This is a genomic window from Streptomyces araujoniae (assembly GCF_050871195.1).
GTDB classification, from domain to species: Bacteria; Actinomycetota; Actinomycetes; order Streptomycetales; family Streptomycetaceae; genus Streptomyces; species Streptomyces bacillaris.
Genome location: NZ_CP194070.1, coordinates 6,275,431 through 6,293,603, shown reverse-complemented (window position 1 = coordinate 6,293,603; position 18,173 = coordinate 6,275,431). Strand labels below are relative to the sequence as shown.

Annotated in this window: 16 protein-coding genes; 4 read left to right on the top strand and 12 right to left on the bottom strand. The window is 72.5% G+C overall.

The window, feature by feature from the left end:
- Positions 1-140: 140 nt before the first annotated feature.
- On the top strand, positions 141-590 hold the full coding sequence (locus tag ACQ9ZG_RS26965; protein WP_026238179.1) for an FAD synthase family protein: 450 nt from the start codon (positions 141-143) through the stop codon (positions 588-590).
- On the opposite strand, the gene ACQ9ZG_RS26960 is transcribed toward ACQ9ZG_RS26965, so the two are convergent.
- From ACQ9ZG_RS26960 to ACQ9ZG_RS26920, 9 genes are all read right to left on the bottom strand, one after another.
- Positions 559-1,287 carry a CDP-alcohol phosphatidyltransferase family protein gene (locus ACQ9ZG_RS26960; RefSeq protein WP_026238180.1) on the bottom strand — a complete coding sequence of 243 codons (729 nt, stop codon included), beginning with the start codon at positions 1,285-1,287 and terminating at the stop codon, positions 559-561. The two genes, ACQ9ZG_RS26965 and ACQ9ZG_RS26960, sit on opposite strands and share 32 nt — an antisense overlap.
- Positions 1,288-1,392: 105 nt before the next feature.
- Positions 1,393-1,752 carry a monovalent cation/H(+) antiporter subunit G gene (mnhG, locus tag ACQ9ZG_RS26955; RefSeq protein ID WP_018491743.1) on the bottom strand — a complete coding sequence of 120 codons (360 nt, stop codon included), beginning with the start codon at positions 1,750-1,752 and terminating at the stop codon, positions 1,393-1,395.
- Complete coding sequence (locus ACQ9ZG_RS26950) at positions 1,749-2,084, bottom strand: MrpF/PhaF family protein (RefSeq protein ID WP_109914687.1); 336 nt, start codon at positions 2,082-2,084, stop codon at positions 1,749-1,751. The genes mnhG and ACQ9ZG_RS26950 overlap by 4 nt, the downstream gene beginning before the upstream one ends.
- Positions 2,081-2,707 carry a Na+/H+ antiporter subunit E gene (locus ACQ9ZG_RS26945; RefSeq protein WP_018491745.1) on the bottom strand — a complete coding sequence of 209 codons (627 nt, stop codon included), beginning with the start codon at positions 2,705-2,707 and terminating at the stop codon, positions 2,081-2,083. Before ACQ9ZG_RS26945 ends, ACQ9ZG_RS26950 begins: the two co-directional genes overlap by 4 nt.
- Positions 2,704-4,350 (bottom strand): Na+/H+ antiporter subunit D, encoded by a 1,647-nt coding sequence (locus ACQ9ZG_RS26940; protein ID WP_109914686.1) that lies wholly within the window; start codon positions 4,348-4,350, stop codon positions 2,704-2,706. Before ACQ9ZG_RS26940 ends, ACQ9ZG_RS26945 begins: the two co-directional genes overlap by 4 nt.
- Positions 4,347-4,967 (bottom strand): Na(+)/H(+) antiporter subunit C, encoded by a 621-nt coding sequence (locus ACQ9ZG_RS26935; RefSeq protein WP_109914685.1) that lies wholly within the window; start codon positions 4,965-4,967, stop codon positions 4,347-4,349. Before ACQ9ZG_RS26935 ends, ACQ9ZG_RS26940 begins: the two co-directional genes overlap by 4 nt.
- The gene (locus ACQ9ZG_RS26930; protein ID WP_109914684.1) at positions 4,964-7,867 is read right to left on the bottom strand and encodes a Na+/H+ antiporter subunit A; all 2,904 of its coding nucleotides are present in this window, start codon (positions 7,865-7,867) and stop codon (positions 4,964-4,966) included. Before ACQ9ZG_RS26930 ends, ACQ9ZG_RS26935 begins: the two co-directional genes overlap by 4 nt.
- Before the next feature lie 389 nt (positions 7,868-8,256).
- Positions 8,257-8,658, bottom strand: a complete 402-nt coding sequence (locus ACQ9ZG_RS26925) for a RidA family protein (RefSeq protein ID WP_018491749.1) — start codon at positions 8,656-8,658, stop codon at positions 8,257-8,259.
- Positions 8,655-9,839, bottom strand: coding sequence for an acyl-CoA dehydrogenase family protein (locus tag ACQ9ZG_RS26920; RefSeq protein ID WP_499281306.1), 1,185 nt, complete (start codon positions 9,837-9,839; stop codon positions 8,655-8,657). Before ACQ9ZG_RS26920 ends, ACQ9ZG_RS26925 begins: the two co-directional genes overlap by 4 nt.
- A 146-nt stretch (positions 9,840-9,985) precedes the next feature.
- Here ACQ9ZG_RS26920 and ACQ9ZG_RS26915 point away from each other — a divergent pair, with 146 nt between their 5' ends.
- Positions 9,986-11,662, top strand: coding sequence for an AMP-binding protein (locus ACQ9ZG_RS26915; RefSeq protein ID WP_109917200.1), 1,677 nt, complete (start codon positions 9,986-9,988; stop codon positions 11,660-11,662).
- A 183-nt stretch (positions 11,663-11,845) separates the two neighbouring features.
- On the top strand, positions 11,846-12,667 hold the full coding sequence (locus tag ACQ9ZG_RS26910; protein WP_028418039.1) for a PaaX family transcriptional regulator: 822 nt from the start codon (positions 11,846-11,848) through the stop codon (positions 12,665-12,667).
- 100 nt (positions 12,668-12,767) lie between these two features.
- Here ACQ9ZG_RS26910 and ACQ9ZG_RS26905 read toward each other — a convergent pair whose 3' ends face one another.
- Both ACQ9ZG_RS26905 and ACQ9ZG_RS26900 read right to left on the bottom strand, forming a co-directional pair.
- Entirely contained in the window at positions 12,768-15,077 is a 2,310-nt protein-coding gene (locus ACQ9ZG_RS26905) for a bifunctional salicylyl-CoA 5-hydroxylase/oxidoreductase (RefSeq protein ID WP_499281305.1), read from the bottom strand.
- A complete protein-coding gene (locus ACQ9ZG_RS26900) occupies positions 15,062-15,889 on the bottom strand; it encodes an enoyl-CoA hydratase family protein (protein ID WP_499281304.1) in 828 nt (275 codons plus the stop codon). The genes ACQ9ZG_RS26905 and ACQ9ZG_RS26900 overlap by 16 nt, the downstream gene beginning before the upstream one ends.
- Before the next feature lie 387 nt (positions 15,890-16,276).
- Between ACQ9ZG_RS26900 and ACQ9ZG_RS26895 the strand changes: the two genes are divergently transcribed.
- Positions 16,277-16,726 (top strand): ATP-binding protein, encoded by a 450-nt coding sequence (locus tag ACQ9ZG_RS26895; RefSeq protein ID WP_018491756.1) that lies wholly within the window; start codon positions 16,277-16,279, stop codon positions 16,724-16,726.
- On the opposite strand, the gene ACQ9ZG_RS26890 is transcribed toward ACQ9ZG_RS26895, so the two are convergent.
- Positions 16,677-18,164: an amino acid permease gene (locus tag ACQ9ZG_RS26890; protein ID WP_109915939.1), complete on the bottom strand. Its 1,488-nt coding sequence runs from the start codon at positions 18,162-18,164 to the stop codon at positions 16,677-16,679. The two genes, ACQ9ZG_RS26895 and ACQ9ZG_RS26890, sit on opposite strands and share 50 nt — an antisense overlap.
- Between the last annotated feature and the right edge of the window lie 9 nt (positions 18,165-18,173).

Below are 18,173 nucleotides of genomic sequence, written 5' to 3'. Positions count from 1 at the left end.
CTTCCCCCCACAACAGCCGCCGCCCCTGCGCGGGAGCGGCTCCTGTCGAGCTTATCCGTTCACGGCCTGCACAAGTGTTCTTCACAGTAAGGTCGTTGGCACATCACCGGATCATGTCGACCGTGGGGGGAGAGATACGGATGGTGCAGCACAGGGTGGGGTACGCACCAGGGGTGTACGACCTGTTCCACGTGGGTCACCTCAACATCCTGCGGCACGCCCGCAGTCAGTGCGACTACCTGGTCGCCGGGGTCGTCTCGGACGAGATGGCCGCCCTCGCCAAGGGGCACACACCCGTGATCCCGTTGCGCGAGCGGCTGGAGATCGTCCGCAGTGTGCGGTTCGTCGACGCCGCGTTCGTGGAGACCGTGCCGGACAAGGTCGAGACCTGGCAGCAGGTCCGGTTCGACGTGATCTTCAAGGGCGACGACTGGCGGGGCACGGAGAAGGGGAGGAAGCTGGAGCGCGACTTCGCCGAGGTCGGCGTGGAGGTCGTCTACTTCCCGTACACCGTGCACACGTCCAGCACCCAGCTGCGCCGGGCGCTGGACGTGCTCGTCAGCCGGGACGGAGCGCTCTCAGCTCCCTGAACCACTTGGCGAGGAAGGCCGCCAGGAAGAGCGTGTGGACCACCGCGAGCGCGGCGTACCCGGCCAGGAAGGCGCCGGGTGCGCCGAGCAGCAGGAAGACCAGGCAGAACACCCCGTAGTCGGCGGGGAGCAGGGCGACGGCCCGCACCCGGGAGACCGGGGCGGCGGGAGCCGTCGCCGCCTGCCCGGCGGCCGCCGCCTTGCCGAGGTGTTCGCGCAGCAGCCCCGCGCAGAAGGTCACCACGGCGGCCAGCTGGAAGCCCAGCGGCAGCAGCAGCCAGCCGTCCGACGGCAGTTCGCCGAAGCGGTAGAAGGAGATCAGCACGGCGGCGTGGACGAGCAGCAGCTTGCCGCAGTCGACCACATGGTCCAGCCACTCCCCCGCGGGCCCGCCGCGGCCGGTGAGCCGGGCGAGCTGGCCGTCGGCCGAGTCGAAGGCGAAGCCGATGACGAGGCCCGCCCAGACCACCAGGCCCAGCGTCCAGGACGGCTCGACGAGCGCCACCGCCGCGATGGCGGCGTAGGTGAACAGGCCGCTGATCAGGGTGACCTGATTGGGCGTCAGCCCGGCCCGATAGGCTCCCGCGGCGAGCACCCGCCCGGCCGGGCGGTTCACGTACCGCGAGTAGAGCGAGACGCCCTTGGCGCTCTTCTGTGCACCGCGCAGTTCGCGCAGCACTGTGCCCGTGCTTCCCATACGCCCCCCAGCGTCCGGCATTGCCCGCATCATGGCATGCGGACACCGGGGGCGTGGGGTGATCGCCGGAGCCGGAACAGTTCCGTGATCATCCGAGGAGGCGGGCTACTTCTTGTTGCCGTCGGTGAGCTGCTCGTCGAGTTCGTCGAAGAGCAGCTCGTCGTGGTCGACCTGCCCGGTGCGGTAGGCGGAACGGGCGACCAGGTGGGAGGCGACCGGGCTGGTGAGCATCTGGAAGAAGCCGATGAGCGCGAGGGTGGCCAGGTCCATGCCGGTGCGCAGCCGCAGGGCCACCCCCGCCAGCACCAGGATCATGCCGAGCGTCTGGGGCTTGGTCGCGGCGTGGCTGCGGGAGAGGACGTCGGGGAGCCGGAGCATGCCGATCACCCCGAGGAGGCAGATCGCCGCACCGAGGAGGACGAGCACGGCACCGGCCGTGTCGAGGAACTGGAGCCAGGCGTTCACTGCGCATCCTTCTTGGTCTCGCCGGCCGCGGGAGCCGGGGCCGTGACGGCGGGCCTGTCCCGTACGGCGATGAAGCGGGCGATGCCCACGGAGCCGGTGAAGCCGAGGAAGGCCAGCACCAGCATGACCGGGAAGTAGAACCCGTCGCGCGCGAAGGCCGACTTGGCACCGAGACCGGCGATGATCAGGGCGGCGATCACGTCCAGCGAGATCGCCCGGTCCAGCATGGAGGGACCGCGCCAGATCCGGACCAGCAGCAGGAGGCCCGCCACCAGCACCAGGACGACGGCGGCCGTGAGCAGAATGCGGTCGATCTGTTCGAAAACGCTCATGGTGCGAGCCTCCCGGCGTCGAGCTGCGGGGGTGGGGGCGGTTCGGCGACGCGCGCGATCTCGTCGGGGGTACCGAAGGCGCGCACCGTCAGCTCCTCCAGCCGCCAGACCTGGTGCCGGGCCGCCTCCAGCTGCTCGGGCCGGTCGGCGTCCAGGACGTGCAGGAAGACGGTGGCGGTGGCCCGGCGCACCTCGATGACGGAGCCGCCCGGCACGTTGGAGACGGCCACGGCGACGGCGGCGAGCATCAGATCGCTGCGGCAGCGCAGGGGTACGCCGATCACGGCAGCCTGGTGGGGCAGGCCGGTGAAGATCTGCCGGGTGACCTTCACCCCCGAGGTGTACATGTCGTAGATCAGGTACCCCGCGAGCCGGATGATGCCCCAGGGGTGGAGCCGCAGGCCGAGGTCGACCGGGGGCAGCGGGAAGGCCAGGCAGACGACGGTCGCGACGACGGCGCCCGTGATGATGTTGGCCAGGTTGAAGGTGGACCAGAGCAGCACCCAGATGAGGGTGAGCCAGGCGATCAGCGGCAGGTCCAGCACCCGGCCGCGACGACCGATCTTGCAGCTCATCGGCGGCAGGTCGGCGTTGCGGTACGAGAACCGCAGGAAACGGCTCACCGGCCCAGCACCTCCTCGATGTAGGGCGTGCGTTCGAGCAGTTCGACGGCCGAGCGGTCGGTGAAGGCCGTGAGCGGCCCGGCCAGGACCGTGAAGGACAGGGCCAGCGCGATGGTCGCGGCGGTGGCCGCCGTCATCGGCCAGGGCAGCCGGCTGGTGGTGGTGACGGACTTCTCGCGCAGCTTCGCCGCGACGGGCCCGCCGGACGGGACCGGGGCCACGCCCTCGTCACCGGTGCCGGGGAGGCCGTCGGGGCCCTCGTCGGCGTCGTCGTCGCTGTCGTCCCCGGACTCCAGGACCGTGCCGGTCTCGGCCTGGCCGGGCGGGGCGGCCCGCCAGAAGGCCAGGTTCCAGACCTTGGCGACGACGTACAGCGTCAGCAGGCTGGTGACCACCGAGCCGGCGACCAGGATCCAGGCCCAGGTGGAGCCGTCCGCGACGCCCGCGCGCATCAGTCCGAGCTTGCCGATGAATCCGGAGAGCGGGGGGATGCCCGCGAGGTTCATGGCGGGGACGAAGAAGAGGAGCGCGAGCACCGGCGCGGCCTTGGCCAGCCCGCCGAGCCGGGTCAGCTCCGTGGTGCCGCCCCGGCGTTCGATCAGCCCCGCGACCAGGAACAGGGTGGTCTGGACGGTGATGTGGTGGACGACGTAGACGATGGCTCCGCCGTACGCCTCCCGGGTGGCGAGGCCGATCCCGAAGACCATGAAGCCGATGTGGCTGATCAGGGTGAAGGAGAGCAGCCTCTTGAGGTCGGTCTGGGCGACCGCGCCGAGGATGCCGATGACCATCGAGGCGAGCGCCACGGCCATCAGGAGGTCACCGATCCGGTTGCCCGGGAAGAGCAGCGTCTCGGTGCGGAGCATGCAGTAGACGCCGACCTTGGTGAGCAGTCCGGCGAAGACGGCGGTGACGGGCGCCGGTGCCGTCGGGTAGGAGTCGGGCAGCCAGGCGGCGAGCGGGAAGACCGCCGCCTTGATCGCGAACACGGTGATCAGCATCGCCTGGATCAGCGTCTGCACCCCGACGGACAGGTCGGGCAGCCCCTCGGCGAGCTGGGCGAAGTTCACGGTGCCCAGGGCCGCGTAGGTCATCGCGATGGCGATGAGGAAGAGCATCGACGAGAGCAGCGAGATGATCACGTACGTGGAACCGGCCCGCATACGGGGTCCGGTGCCGCCGAGGGTGAGCAGCACGAAGCTGGCCACCAGCATGATCTCGAAGCTGACGAAGAGGTTGACGAGGTCGCCCGCGAGGAAGGTGCAGGAGACCCCGGCGACCAGGATCAGATAGGCCGGGTGGAAGACGGCGAGCGGGGTCTCCCGGTCCCGGTCGGTCATGCCCTGGCCGAGGGAGTAGATCAGCACGCAGAGCGTGACGGCCGAGGAGACCGTGAGCATCAGCCCGGAGAGCCGGTCGGCGACCAGGGTGATGCCGAGCGGCGGGGCGAAGTCCCCGAGGTGGACCGAGAGCGGGCCCTGCCGGTCGGCGGCGATCATCAGGGTGATCGACAGGCCGAGGACCGCCGTGAGCACGGCGACGCTGATGAAGCGCTGGAAGCGCTGCATCCGGGTGCCGAAGGTGAGGCTGAGTCCGGTGGCGCAGAGCGGCAGGAGCACCGGCAGCGGGACGAGCGCGTTCATCCGGCGGCTCCTCTTTCGTCTCGGGGGTAGCGGTCGTCGGCCTTGGCGTCGCCGTCGCGTTCGTAGTCCTCGGGGTCGGCGCCGATGACGTCGTTCCAGAGGTCGCCCGACGCGTCGCGGCCGCGGGCCTGGCGGGCGCGGTCGGCGCGGAGCCGGTCGCGGAGTCTGCGGCGCTCCTCCCGGTAGCGCTCGCGCTCGTCCGCGGTGGGTTCGGCGCCCGAGCGGAACTCCTCGCGGAGCTGCGCGCGCTCGCCGAGCACTTCGGCGCGGAGCACGATGCGGCGGTCCTCCAGGTCGTCGTGCACCTCGTCGGTGCCGGTGATCTGGTGGCTGCGGTAGGCCATGGCGAGCAGGAACGCGGTGGTGCCGAGGGTGATCACGATCGCGGTGAGCGCGATGGCCTGCGGCAGCGGGTCGGTGACCAGGTCCAGGTCGACGCCGTAGAGCAGGGGGGCCGCTCCGGCCCGGCCCGTCGCGGCGAGGATCAGCAGGTTGACCCCGTTGCTCAGGATCACGGCGCCGAGCAGGATGCGGGTCAGCGGCCGGGTGAGCATCAGGATGCCGCCCACCGCGCAGAGCACCACGGCGGTGGCGAGGAGTGAGGCGCTGACGGTCATCGGGCGTCCCCTCCGGCCGCGGGGGCGGCGGGGGCGTTGAGGGCGCCCGCCGCCCGTTCGATCTGCCGGTCGATCTTGGCGCCGAGGGCCCGGACGATGTCCAGGACGACGCCGAGGACCAGCAGGTAGACGCCGAAGTCGAAGAGGAGCGGCGTACTCATGTGGAACTCTCCGAAGATCGGCAGATGGCCGTGGTAGGTGAAGGCGTGCAGCACGGTGCCGTCCACGAGGCCGAGCAGCCCCACCCCGGTCGAGATGAAGAGGCCGAGGCCGGTGAAGAACCCGGGTTGCAGGGGTGCGGCCTGGGCCAGTTCGAAGCGGCCGCCCGCGAGGTAGCGGGTGATGAAGGCCACCCCGGCGACCAGTCCGGCGACGAAACCGCCGCCCGGCATGTTCTCGGCGCAGAACAGCAGGTAGACCGAGAGGATCAGGATCGGGTGGAAGATCAGCCGGGCCAGGACCTCGAAGACGATGGACCGGTGCTCGGGGGCGAGGGTGGAGCCGGCCGCCAGCCAGCTGCGCTCGGGGGCCACGTCGTCGCCCTGCGGCAGCCGGATGGTGTGCTGGGCGGCGAGCGACCAGGCGGTGCGCCCCTTCAGCTCCTCCGGCGGCGTCGGGCCGTCGCTGCGGCGGTGCAGGTAGATGAGGCTGGTGACGCCGATCGCGGCGGCGGCCAGCACGGCGGACTCGCCCATGGTGTCCCAGGCGCGCAGGTCCACCAGGATCGTGGCGACCACGTCCTTGTACCCGTGGTCCGCGACCTCCTTGACCATGGCGGCACCGGCGGGGTCCGCGACCCGGGCGGCGGCGGCCACCCAGACGGCGACACCGACGGTGGCGGCCGCGACCAGGGCCACCGGGATGCGGACCGCGCGCCGCCAGGGCGAGACGGTCTCCTCGAAGTGGACCGGCATCCGGCGCAGCACCAGGACGAAGACGATCATCGCCACGGTCTCGACGCAGAACTGGGTGAGCGCCAGGTCCGGCGCGCCCTGGACGACGAAGAGCAGGGCGGTCCCGTAACCGATCAGGCCGCTGAGGACGACCGCCTTCATGCGGCGCCGTACGGTCAGGCAGAGCAGGGCCGCGATGCAGGTGAGCACGGCCACGCCGCCCTGGAGCCAGTTGTCCCAGAGCCGGGGGGCGGGGGCGTCCTGCCACGGGGTGTCGGTGACGAGCACGGCGAGCTGGCCGCCGACCATCACCAGCAGCGTGGTCGCCAGGTAGACCGAGAGGGAACCACGCTGGACGAAGCCGGTGACCTGGAGGGCGAGCCGTTCCTGACCGAGCAGCAGATGGCCGAAGACGCTGTCGGCGGTGGGCCAGGCGACGCGGCGGGAGAGCTTGGTGACGGTGTTCCGGGCGAGGAAGAGGCCCGTACCGGCGGCCCAGGCGACGGCGGACAGGAGCAGCGCGAGGCCGAACCCGTGCCAGAGCGCCAGGTGGTAGGGGTCCTCGGCGGGCGGATAGGTGTCGGCGTACGCGGAGAGCAGCCGGTCCGTCAGGCCGACGGCGGGGCCGAGGACCAGGCCGAGGACGGCGAGCAGGGCGGGCGGGGCGAGGAAGGCCCAGCCCACGCGGTGCACGGGGGTGTCGGGGACGCCGGGCTTGCGGGCGAAGGCGCCCCAGACGAAGCGCAGGGTGTACGCGGTGGTCAGCGCCGAGCCCACGACGACGACGGCCAGCGCCCACCGGTCGGCGGTGGAGCCGTGCAGCAGCGCCTCGAACGCGGCTTCCTTGGCGGCGAAGCCGAGGAGTGGCGGCAGGGCGGCCATGGAGGCGGCGGCGAGGACGGCGACCCCGGCGACGTACGGCAGGGAGCGGCCGACGCCGGAGAGTCTGCGCAGGTCGCGGGTGCCGGTGGCGTGGTCGACGATGCCGGTGACGAGGAAGAGCGGCGCCTTGAAGAGGGCGTGGCCGAGGATCATCGCGACGGCGGCGAGCGCGGCGTTCCGGTTGCCGGTGCCGGCGAGCAGGGTGAGGAAGCCGAGCTGGCTGACGGTGCCGTAGGCCAGGACCAGCTTGAGGTCGTTGAGGCGCAGGGCACGCCAGCCGCCGAGCAGCATGGTGGCGCCGCCGAGCACCAGGACGACCGGCTTCCAGACGGGTACGTCGGCGAAGGCCGGGGAGAGCCGGGCGACCAGGTAGACACCGGCCTTCACCATCGCGGCGGCGTGCAGATAGGCGCTGACCGGGGTGGGGGCGGCCATGGCGTTCGGCAGCCACATGGAGAACGGCCAGATCGCGGACTTCGACAGGGCGCCGCTCAGGATCAGGACGAGGGCGACGGAGAGGGCGAGGGTCGTCTCCGGCGGGTCGGCCACGATCGCGGAGATCTGGTATGTCCCGGCGGCGTGACCGACGATCAGGAAGCCCACCAGCATGGCGAGGCCGCCGAGCGTGGTGACCGTCAGGGCCTGGAGGGCGGAGCGGCGGCTGTGCCGGTGCTCGCTGCCGTGGCCGATCAGCAGATAGGAGAAGACCGTGGTCAGCTCCCAGAACACGTAGAGCGTGATCAGGTCGTCGGCGAGGACCAGGGCGAGCATCGCGCCCGCGAAGGCCAGCAGATTCCCGGCGAACCGCGCCAATTGGGGCGTGTCGTCGCGGAAGTAGGAGGCGCAGTAGACCAGGACGAGCGCGCCGACCCCGGTGGCCAGCAGGACCATCAGCTCGGAGAGCGCGTCCAGGCGGAGGTCGAGCCCGACCTGGTAGTCCGGGATCCACTGCCAGGACCAGGTGACCGCGTCACCGGAGGCGGTGGTGTTCCACTGGGTCAGCGCCCAGCCCGCGGCGGCCGCCGGGGGCAGGGCGAGCACGACGAAGGCACGCCGGCCGAACCGGTGCACCAGGGGGCCCGCGCAGGCCGCCAGTGCGAAGTGGAAGAGGATGAGCGCGATCACAGGGCGGCGTCCGGGTCAGGCGGCGAAACGGCCGAGATGGGGACAACCAGGATAGGAGGCACCGAATACAGATATATCGCCCCAGCGGATTCACCGGACCGGCACGCCGCGCGCGCTCCGGCCCGCCTGGGCCGGGGACGGTTGCGAGGTGCCGTCAGCCTGGGGCGCAGGGGCCGCTGTGATTGCCGTTGGAGGTGTTCCATGTGGTGCCGCACCCCGAGAGCCTAACGTGACCTTCTTGACGGTTTCTTTACGGGGTCGTTGTTTCGGCATTTCCACCCGGAGTCCGGACCGTGACCCGGCCCCGGCGTCGGGACCTGGAGTCGGGACCTGGAGTCCGGACCGCCGCCCGGCCCCGGCGGACACGGCGGGGCCGGGCGGCGACCGCCTCAGGGCAGTACGGCGATCCCGTCGATCTCGACCATCGCCTGTTCGTCCCAGAGCCGGGCCACCCCGATGACCGCCATCGCCGGGTAGTCCCGCCCCGCGAGCCTGCGCCAGATCCGGCCCAGTTCGGGGGCGTGGGCGCGGTAGTCGGCGACGTCGGTGGCGTACACGGTGACGCGGGCCAGGTCGGCGGGGGCGCCGCCCGCGGCCTGGAGGGCGGTGAGCAGATTGGTGAGCGCGGTGGCGAACTGGTCGGGCAGGGTGGCGCCGACGACCTTGCCGTCCGCGTCGAGGGCGGTCTGCCCGGCCAGGAAGACCAGATGGCCCCCGGTGGCGACGACGGCGTGCGAGAAGCCGGTGGGCGGGGAGAGTTCGGCCGGGTTGATCCGGTGGGACGGGCTCATGCGGTCGGCTCCTCGGGCTCCTGGGTACGGGGGTCGGCCGCGGACTCCTGGACGGGGGCCCGCCGGGCCTCCGCCGTGTACAGCTCCTTGGCGATGATGGCGCGCTGCACCTCGCTGGCCCCCTCGTAGATCCGGGGCGCGCGGACCTCGCGGTAGAGGTGTTCGAGCAGATGGCCGCGGCGCAGGGCCCGGGCGCCGTGCAGCTGGACGGCGGTGTCGACGACGTACTGCGCGGTCTCGGTGGCGTACAGCTTGGCCATCGCGGCGCGGCGCGGCACCCCGCTCTCCCCCGCGTCGTACGCCGCCGCCGCCGCGAACACCAGGAGGCGGGCGGCCTCGGTGCGGGTGGCCATCTCGGCCACCTGGTGGGAGACGGCCTGGAGGTCGCCGAGAGGGCCGCCGAACGCGGTGCGGCGGGCCGTGTGGGCGACGGTGGCGTCCAGGGCGGCACGGGCCATCCCCACGGCGAAGGCGCCGACGCTGGGGCGGAAGAGGTTGAGGGTGTCCATGGCGACCCGGAAGCCCCGGTCGGGCTCACCGAGGACGTCGTCGGCGGTGACCGGTACGCCGTCGAACTCCAGGGTGCCGATGGGGTGCGGGGAGAGCATGTCGAGGGGCTGGCCGGTGAGTCCGGGGCGGTCGGCGGGGACCAGGAAGGCGGTGATGCCGCGCGATCCGGCGCCCGGGGTGGTGCGGGCGAAGACGGTGGCGAAGTCGGCCTCGGGGGCGTTGGAGATCCAGCACTTCTCGCCGGTGAGCCGCCAGCCGCCGGGGGTGGGCTCGGCGGCCAGGGAGAGCGCCCCGGCGTCCGAGCCCGCGCCCGGCTCGCTCAGGGCGAAGGCGGCGACGGCCCGGCCCGCCCGGACGTCCGGGAGCCAGCGCTCGCGCTGGGCGGGGGTGCCGGCCCGGAGGACCGGTGTGGTGCCGAGCCCCTGGAGGGCCAGCGCGGTCTCGGCCTCGGTGCACCCCCGGGCCAGCGACTCCCGCAGCAGGCACAGCTCCAGCGCGCCGGAACCGAACATCCGGTCCAGCAGGCCCAGCTCGCCGAGGGCGGCCAGCAGCGGGCGGTTGACTCGTCCGGGCTCCCCCTTCTCCGCCAGCGGACGGAGCCGTTCCTCGGCGAGGGTGCGCAGCTCCTCGCACCAGGCGGTCTGTTCCGGTTCGAGGGAGAATGCCGTCATGGCGGCGCCTCTCTTGTCGCTTCTCTGGTCATTTCGCGTCTGCGTCCTGTCGCGTCCACGTCTTGCCGCGGAACCGTCTTATCGCGGACCGTTGACTACCGTCACCCAAACGATACGCTCCAGAAGCGACAAGGGGGCGATCCTTCATGGAGCCGAATTCCTCGAGCACGCCGGAGAGCACGCCGCACACGCCCGCCGCCGCCGACGCGTCCGTACGCGTCCCCGGCGCGCACACCGACACGTTCACGCGCGACCACCTGCCACCGCCGGACCAGTGGCCACGGCTCCTCCTCGGCCCGCCTGGGCCGCAGTACCCCGATCGGCTCAACTGCGGTCATGAGCTGCTCGACCGCACGGTCGAGGAGCGGGGGCCCGACCGCCCCGCGCTGCACGCGGGCGACGGGAGCGTCTGGAGCTACGGGGAGCTGCGGGAGACCGTGGACCGCGTCGCGCACGTCCTGACCGGCGAACTGGGCGTGGTGCCCGGCAACCGGGTGCTGCTGCGCGGGCCCACCACCCCGTGGCTGGCCGCCTGCTGGCTCGCCGTCATGAAGGCGGGCGCGGTCGCCGTGACCGTCCTGGCGCAGGCCCGGGCGGGCGAACTGGCCACCATCTGCTCCCTCGCCCGGGTGAGTCACGCCCTGTGCGACGCGCGGTCGGCCGCAGATCTGGCCGAGGCGGACGTGAAGGGGATGCGGACCACGTTGTACGGCGGCGAGGACCCCGGGGACCTGACCCGGCTGGCGGCCGCGCACGCGGGCTCCGGCCCGTACCGGGCGGTCGACACGGCCGCCGACGAGGTCGCCCTGATCGCGTTCACCTCGGGGACCACCGGGCAGCCCAAGGGCTGCATGCATCTGCACCGGGATCTGCTGGCCGTCGCGGACACCTTCTCCCGCGAGATCCTGCGGCCCGTCCCCGACGACGTGTTCGCGGGCAGCCCGCCGCTCGGCTTCACCTTCGGCCTCGGCGGGCTGCTGGTCTTCCCGCTGCGGGCCGGGGCCTCGACGCTGCTGCTGGAACAGGCCGGGCCGCGGCAGCTGCTGCCCGCGCTGGAACGCCACCGGGTCTCGGTCCTCTTCACGGCACCGACCGCCTACCGCACGATGCTCGGTGAGCTGGACGGCCACGACCTCTCCGCGCTGCGCCGCTGCGTCTCGGCCGGGGAGAACCTGCCGGCCGCCACCTGGCACGCCTGGCAGGAGGCGACCGGGCTGCGCATCATCAACGGCATCGGCGCCACCGAACTGCTGCACATCTTCATCTCCGCCGCCGACGACGCCATCCGCCCCGGCACCGTGGGCCTCCCCGTCCCCGGCTGGCAGGCCAGGGTGGTCGACGAACAGGGCGAGGAGCTGCCCGACGGCGAACCGGGGCTGCTCGCCGTGCGCGGACCGGTCGGCTGCCGCTATCTCTCCGACCCCCGGCAGACGCAGTACGTCCGGCACGGCTGGAATCTGACGGGCGACACCTTCGTCCGCGAACCGGACGGCTACTTCCGTTACGTGGCCCGCGCCGATGACATGATCATCTCCTCGGGCTACAACATCGCGGGCCCCGAGGTGGAGGACGCCCTGCTGCGCCATCCGGAGGTCGCGGAGGCGGCGGTGGTCGGCCGGTCGGACGAACTCCGCGGGGAGATCGTGGTGGCGCACGTGGTGCTGGCGGAGGGCTCGGAGCAGACCGCGGACTCGCTGCGCGCCCATATGAAGGCCAGTCTGGCCCCGCACAAATGCCCGCGCGCCTTCGTCTTCGAACAGTCGCTCCCCCGCACCGCGACCGGCAAACTCCAGCGCTTCCTGCTCCGGGAGGACTCCCCCTAGGGCCTGTCGTCAAACTGTCGCCTGCCGTGCGACGCCCGGCACGCACGCTCGCGGCGTTGCCGAGATGCCCTGGTAGCTCCGCTACAAGACCATCCCGGCGCCTTGCGATCGCACGCACCGGACGCCGCACGGCCGCCCTTCGGGCGACGACGGCAGTTTGACGACAGGCCCTAGAGTGATCACGTGGCCGAGCTGCGCACCCCCCGTTCCCTGATCGTCACGCTCTACGGCGCCTACGGTCGGCCGGCCGACCACGCCCCGTTCCCGGTGTCGGAGCTGATCCGCCTGCTCCACGCCGTGGGCGTCGACGCCCCTTCCGTACGCTCCTGCGTCTCGCGGCTGAAGCGGCGCGGGCTGCTGGTCGCGGCGCGGGCGGCGGACGGCTCGGCGGGGTACGCCCTGTCGCCGGACGCCCGTCAGCTGCTCGACGACGGGGACGGGCGGATCTACGACCGTCCGGCGCACCGGCTGGCCGACGGGTGGGTGCTGGCGGTCTTCTCGGTGCCCGAGGCCGAGCGGAGCAAGCGCCATCTGCTGCGCTCCCGGCTGGCCCGGCTCGGCTTCGGCACGGCGGCCCCGGGGGTGTGGATCGCCCCGGCCGGGCTCTACGAGGAGACCCGGCACACCCTGGAACGGCTGGAGCTGGCCCCGTACGTGGATCTGTTCCGCGGCGACCATCTGGGGTTCGCCGCGACCCGGGAGTCGGTGGCCCGCTGGTGGGACCTGGACGCGGTGGCCCGGCTCCACCGGGACTTCCTGGAGTTGCACGAGCCGGTACTGAGGGAGTGGGAGGCGGCCCCCGCCACCGAGGAGGGCCCGCGCCCGCAGGACGCCTACCGGGACTACCTGCTGGCCCTGGACTCCTGGCGCCAGCTCCCCTACGCCGACCCGGGGCTGCCGGAGGAACTGCTGCCGGAGGGGTGGCCGGGCGGGCGGGCGGCGGAGGTCTTCGGCAAGCTGCACGAGCGGCTGCGGGACGCCGGGGAGCGGTTCGTCCGGTCGTGAGCGCACCGCCGGTGCGGTGCCCGGCCTGGGGCGCGGGACGGACGGGGCGGTCGCCATGGTGTGACGGGCCCGGGGTCCCTGGCGGGCGCACCCGGGCGCGTCACCCCAGCCTGAGCCGGGGCTTCGGGGCGTCCGTGCGGCCGGTCGGCGGGGTGCGGCTGCCCGCGCCGTACGGGAGGGGCCAGCGGGCGCCCGGGCCGGTGTAGCCCTGTTCGGCCGCCGCGTGGAGGGTCCAGTGGGGGTCGTAGAGGTGCGGGCGGGCCAGGGCGCAGAGGTCGGCGCGGCCCGCGAGGAGCAGGGAGTTGACGTCGTCCCAGGAGGAGATGGCGCCGACGGCGATGACGGGGACGCCGACGGTGTTGCGGATCCGGTCGGCGTACGGGGTCTGGTACGAGCGGCCGTACTCGGGGCGCTCCTCGGGCACCACCTGGCCGGTGGAGACGTCGATGGCGTCGGCCCCGTGGGCGGCGAAGGCGCGGGCGGTCTCCACTGCGTCGGCCGCGTCCGTGCCGCCCTCGGCCCAGTCCGTGGCGGAGATGCGGACGGTCATCGGCCGCTCGGCGGGCCAGACCTCGCGGACCGCGTCGAAGACTTCGAGGGGGAAGCGGAGCCGGTTGGCCGGCGAGCCGCCGTAGCCGTCGGTGCGGTGGTTGGTGAGCGGGGAGAGGAAGCCGGAGAGCAGGTAGCCGTGTGCGCAGTGGAGTTCGAGGAGGTCGAACCCGGCGGTGGCCGCTCGGCGGGCCGCCTGGACGAACTGGTCACGGATGGCCGCCAGTTCAGCCTGGTCCAGCTCGCGCGGGACCTGGTTGACGCCCGGCCGGTAAGGGAGCGGGGAGGCGGCCGACACGGGCCAGTTGCCGGTCTCCAGGGGCTGGTCGATGCCCTCCCACATGAGCCTGGTGGAGCCCTTGCGGCCGGAGTGGCCGAGCTGGACGCCGATGGCCGCGCCGGGGGCGGAGGTGTGGACGAAGTCGGTGATCCGCCGCCAGGCGGTGGCCTGTTCGTCGGTCCACAGGCCGGTGCAGCCGGGGGTGATGCGGCCCTCGGGGCTGACGCAGACCATCTCGGTCATGGTGAGCCCGGCGCCGCCGAGGGCGCGGGCGCCGAGGTGGACCAGATGGAAGTCCGCGGGGAGCCCGTCGGTGGCCGAGTACATGTCCATGGGCGAGACGACGACCCGGTTGCGCAGCTCCAGACCGCGCAGCCGGAAGGGGGTGAACATCGGCGGGGTGCCGGGCGGGCAGCCGAACTCCTCCTCCACGGCGGCGGTGAACGAGGCGTCGCGCAGCCGCAGGTTGTCGTGGGTGACCCGGCGGCTGCGGGTGAGGAGGTTGAACGCGAAGCGCCGGGGCGACTGGTCGACGTAGGTGGCCAGCTCCTCGAACCAGCGCAGACTGGCCGCCGCCGCCCGCTGGGTGGAGGCGACGACCGGGCGGCGCTCGGCCTCGTACGCCGTCAACGCGGTCGTCAGGTCCGGCTGTTCCTCGATGCAGGCGGCGAGCGCGAGGGCGTCCTCGACGGCGAGTTTGGTGCCGGAGCCGATGGAGAAGTGCGCGGTGTGGGCGGCGTCTCCGATGAGGACCGTGTTCCCGTGCGACCAGCGGGAGTTGGTGACCGTACGGAAGGCGATCCAGCTGGACCTGTTGGAGCGCAGGGGCCGGCCGTCCAGGGCCTCGGTGAAGAACTTGGCGCAGCGGGCGGTGGATTCGGCCGGGTCGCGGCTGTCGAGTCCGGCGGCCCGCCAGACCTCCTCGCGCATCTCGACGATGACGGTGGAGGCGTCGTCGGCGTAGGGATAGCCGTGCAACTGCATGACGCCGTAGGGGGTTTCGGCGATCTCGAAGCGGAAGGCGTCGAGGGCGAAGTCGGCGGCGAGCCAGATGTAGCGGTTGCGGTGCTCGGTGAGGGAGGGGCCGAAGACATCGGCGTGGGCCCGGCGGGTCACGCTGTTGACCCCGTCGGCGGCGATCACCAGGTCGTGGCCGGCGGCCAGCTCGGCGGCGGGCGGGGCCTCGGCGCGGAAGCGGAGGTCGACGCCGAGGGCGGTGCAGCGCTCGTGCAGGATCTCCAGCAGCCGGCGGCGGCCCAGGGCGGCGAAGCCGTGGCCGCCGGAGGTGTGGGTCCGGGAGCGGTGGACGATGTCGATGGTGTCCCAGCGGACGAACTCACGGCTGAGGGCGCGGTAGACCTCCGGGTCGGCGTGCTCGATGCCGCCGAGGGTCTCGTCGGAGAGGACGACGCCGAAGCCGAAGGTGTCGTCGGGGGCGTTGCGCTCGTACACCGTGACCGTGCGGGCCGGGTCGAGCCGCTTGAGGAGGGCGGCGGCGTAGAGCCCGCCGGGTCCGCCGCCGATGACCGCGATGCGCCGCACGGACGATCCGCTGCCCGCCACGGCTACCTCCCCCGCCATTTCGGGGGCCGCTTCTCGGTGAAGGCGGCGTGGAACTCCGCGTAGTCCTCGCCGTGCATGAGGAGCGCCTGGGTGTTGGCGTCCAGCTCGACGGAGGCGGCGAGCGGCATGTCCAGCTCGGCGGTGAGCAGCGCCTTGGTCTGGGCGAGGGCGAGCGCGGGGCCGTCCGCGAGGCGGCGGGCCAGCTCGGCGGCGCGGGCGTCGGCCCGCCCCTCCTCGGTCAGCTCGCTGATGAGCCCGATCCGCTCGGCCTCGGGGGCCCGGACGGCGTCCCCGAGCATCAGCAGCCGGGTGGCGTGGCCGAGGCCGACGACCCGGGGCAGCAGATAGGCCGCGCCCATGTCGCCGCCGGAGAGGCCGACCCGGGTGAAGAGGAAGGCGAAGCGGGCGGTGGGGTCGGCGACCCTGAAGTCGGCGGCGAGGGCCAGCACGGCTCCGGCCCCGGCGGCGGCCCCGTGGAGGGCCGCGACGACGGGGAAGGGGCATTCGCGCAGGGCCCGTACGACCTGGCCGGTCATCCGGTTGAACTCCAGGATCGCGGCGGTGTCCATGGCGAGGGTGGCGCCGATGATCTCGTCCACGTCGCCGCCGGAGCAGAAGCCGCGCCCCTCACCGGCGAGGACGAGGGCACGGGCGGAGCGTTCCCGGGTCAGCTCGGCGAGGAGGTCGCGGAGATCGGCGTAGGCACCGAAGGTGAGGGCGTTGAGCTTCTCGGGCCGGTCCAGTGTGACGGTCACCACACCGTCGTCCCGGATGACCCGGATGTGGCGCCACTCCTCCACGCGCGGGGCGGAGCTGGGATACGAACTCATGAAGGGGTTCCCTTCAGCATTCGGGCGGGTTGCCGACCGGGCGCGGGGCGCGTTCCACCACCGAAGTTATCACTCGTACGTGACTGTCGTCACGAGGTCGCAATAGACAAGCCGTGAGACCGTTGTGGCGAAAGTCCTGTTTGCACCGGCCGACCGGCTCTATGGCCGGGGCGGTGCGGTTCGTAAGGTTGACCCCAGGAAGTCCCCAGGAAGTCTCGATACGCGATGCCGATGAGTCGAGAAACCCCGACACCAGGCCGTCGGAGCCCGACGCCGAGCCGGGAGACCCCGATGACCGGTCGAGTGACCCCGATGACGAGTCGAGTGACCCCGATGAGTCGAGAAGTCCCGCTACAAGGAAGACCAGCTCCCGAACGGAACCCCGCCGTGCCGCCCGATCCCCCCGCTCCCGCCTCCTGGCGCATCGCCCTGCCGCACTCCACGGCAGCCGTGCCGATCGCCCGCGCCCTGGTGCGTACCGCCCTGTCGGACATCGACGCCCCGGCGGACAGCGACACCGCCGAGCTGCTGACGGCCGAGCTGGTGGCCAACGCGGTCGAGCACACGGTGAGCAGCGAGCCGATCGAGCTGGTCGTGGAGCTGCTGCCGACCGGCTGCCAGGTCGAGGTGCACGACCACGACCCGGCGCCGCCCGGCGACCTCTCCCGGCCCCGGCCGGGGTTCGAGGTGGACCCCTGGCAGGAGCACGGGCGCGGTCTGCTGCTGATCCGGACCCTCAGCTCCGCCTGCGGTCACCGCACCACGGAGCACGGCAAGGCCGTCTGGTTCACGCTTCCGGCGATACCGTCCCAGCCGGGGCCGTCGCCGGAGAGCTGACCAGCCGGGACCGCTTGCGCCCGTAGCAGGTGTAGAGCAGCGATCCGGCGGCGAGGAAGACCGCGAACTGGAGCCAGGTCGTCCAGCCGGTCCCGTACATCAGGTACAGGCAGAACGCGACGCCGAGCACCGGGCTCACCGGGTACAGCGGCACCCGGAAGGTCCGCTCCAGCTCCGGGTTGCGGCGGCGCAGCACCACGACGGCCACGTTGACCGCGACCATGGTCGCGAGGGTGCCGATGGTCGTCAGGTTGACGACGACGTCCAGCGAGGCGAAGGCGGCCGGTACGGCGAAGACGCAGGCCACGATCCAGGTGTTGGCGACCGGGGTGTGGGTCCGGGGCGACACCCGCTCGAAGACCCGCGGAATCAGCCCGTCGCGGGACATCGACATCAGGATGCGGGTCTGCCCGTACATCACGGCGAGCACCACCGAGGCGATGGCGACGACCGCGCCGAAGGCGATGATGCCCCCGCCCACGGCGGAGTCGGTGACCTGGTTGACGACCAGCGAGAGGGCCGCGGGCCTGTCCGAGACGGCGTCCGCGCCGAGTGCGCCGATGGCGGAGAGCGCCACCGCGCAGTAGAGCAGCGTGACGACGCCGATGCAGATCAGAATGGCGACGGGGATGTTCCGGCGGGGGTTCTTGACCTCCTCGCCGGCGGTGGTGATGGCGTCGAAGCCGATGTACGAGAAGAACGCCAGCGAGGCACCGGCCGTGATCCCGCCGAGCCCGTGACCGGCGAACGGCACCAGGTTGTCGTCCTGGAACGCGGTGAAGGCGATCGCGCAGAACGCCAGCAGGATGCCGATCTTCAGGACCGCCATGGCGGCGGTCGCGCCCGCGCTCTCCCGGACGCCGCGCACCAGCAGGGCGGCGGCCATGGCGATCACGACGACCGCCGGGAGGTTGATCACCCCGCCGTCGCCGGGACCGGCGGAGACGGCGGCGGGCAGCTGCCAGCCGATCAGGCTGTTCAGCAGCTCGTTGACGTACTGGCTCCACCCCACCGCGACGGCGGAGACCGAGACGCCGTACTCCAGCATCAGGCACCAGCCGACGAGGAACGCCGTGCGCTCGCCGAGGGCCGCGTACGCGAAGGAGTACGAGCTTCCGGAGACCGGGATCGCGCTGCCCAGCTCCGCGAAGGAGAAGGCGGTGAAGATGCAGGTGATCGCGGCCAGGACGAACGAGATGACGACGGCGGGCCCGGCCTCGGAGACGGTGTCCGAGAGGCCGACGAAGATGCCGGTGCCGACGATGGCCCCGACGCCGAAGCAGACGAGCTGGAAGAGGCCCATCGTCCGCTTGAGGCCGTGGCCCTCCAGGTCGCCGCCGGACTCGGCGATGAGCCGGGCGGGGCTCTTGCGGCGCGGACCGGTCGGGGAGGGGCCGGTGCGCTTCGGGGTGCCGGAGTTCGGCAGGCCGGGGCTCATACGGGACGT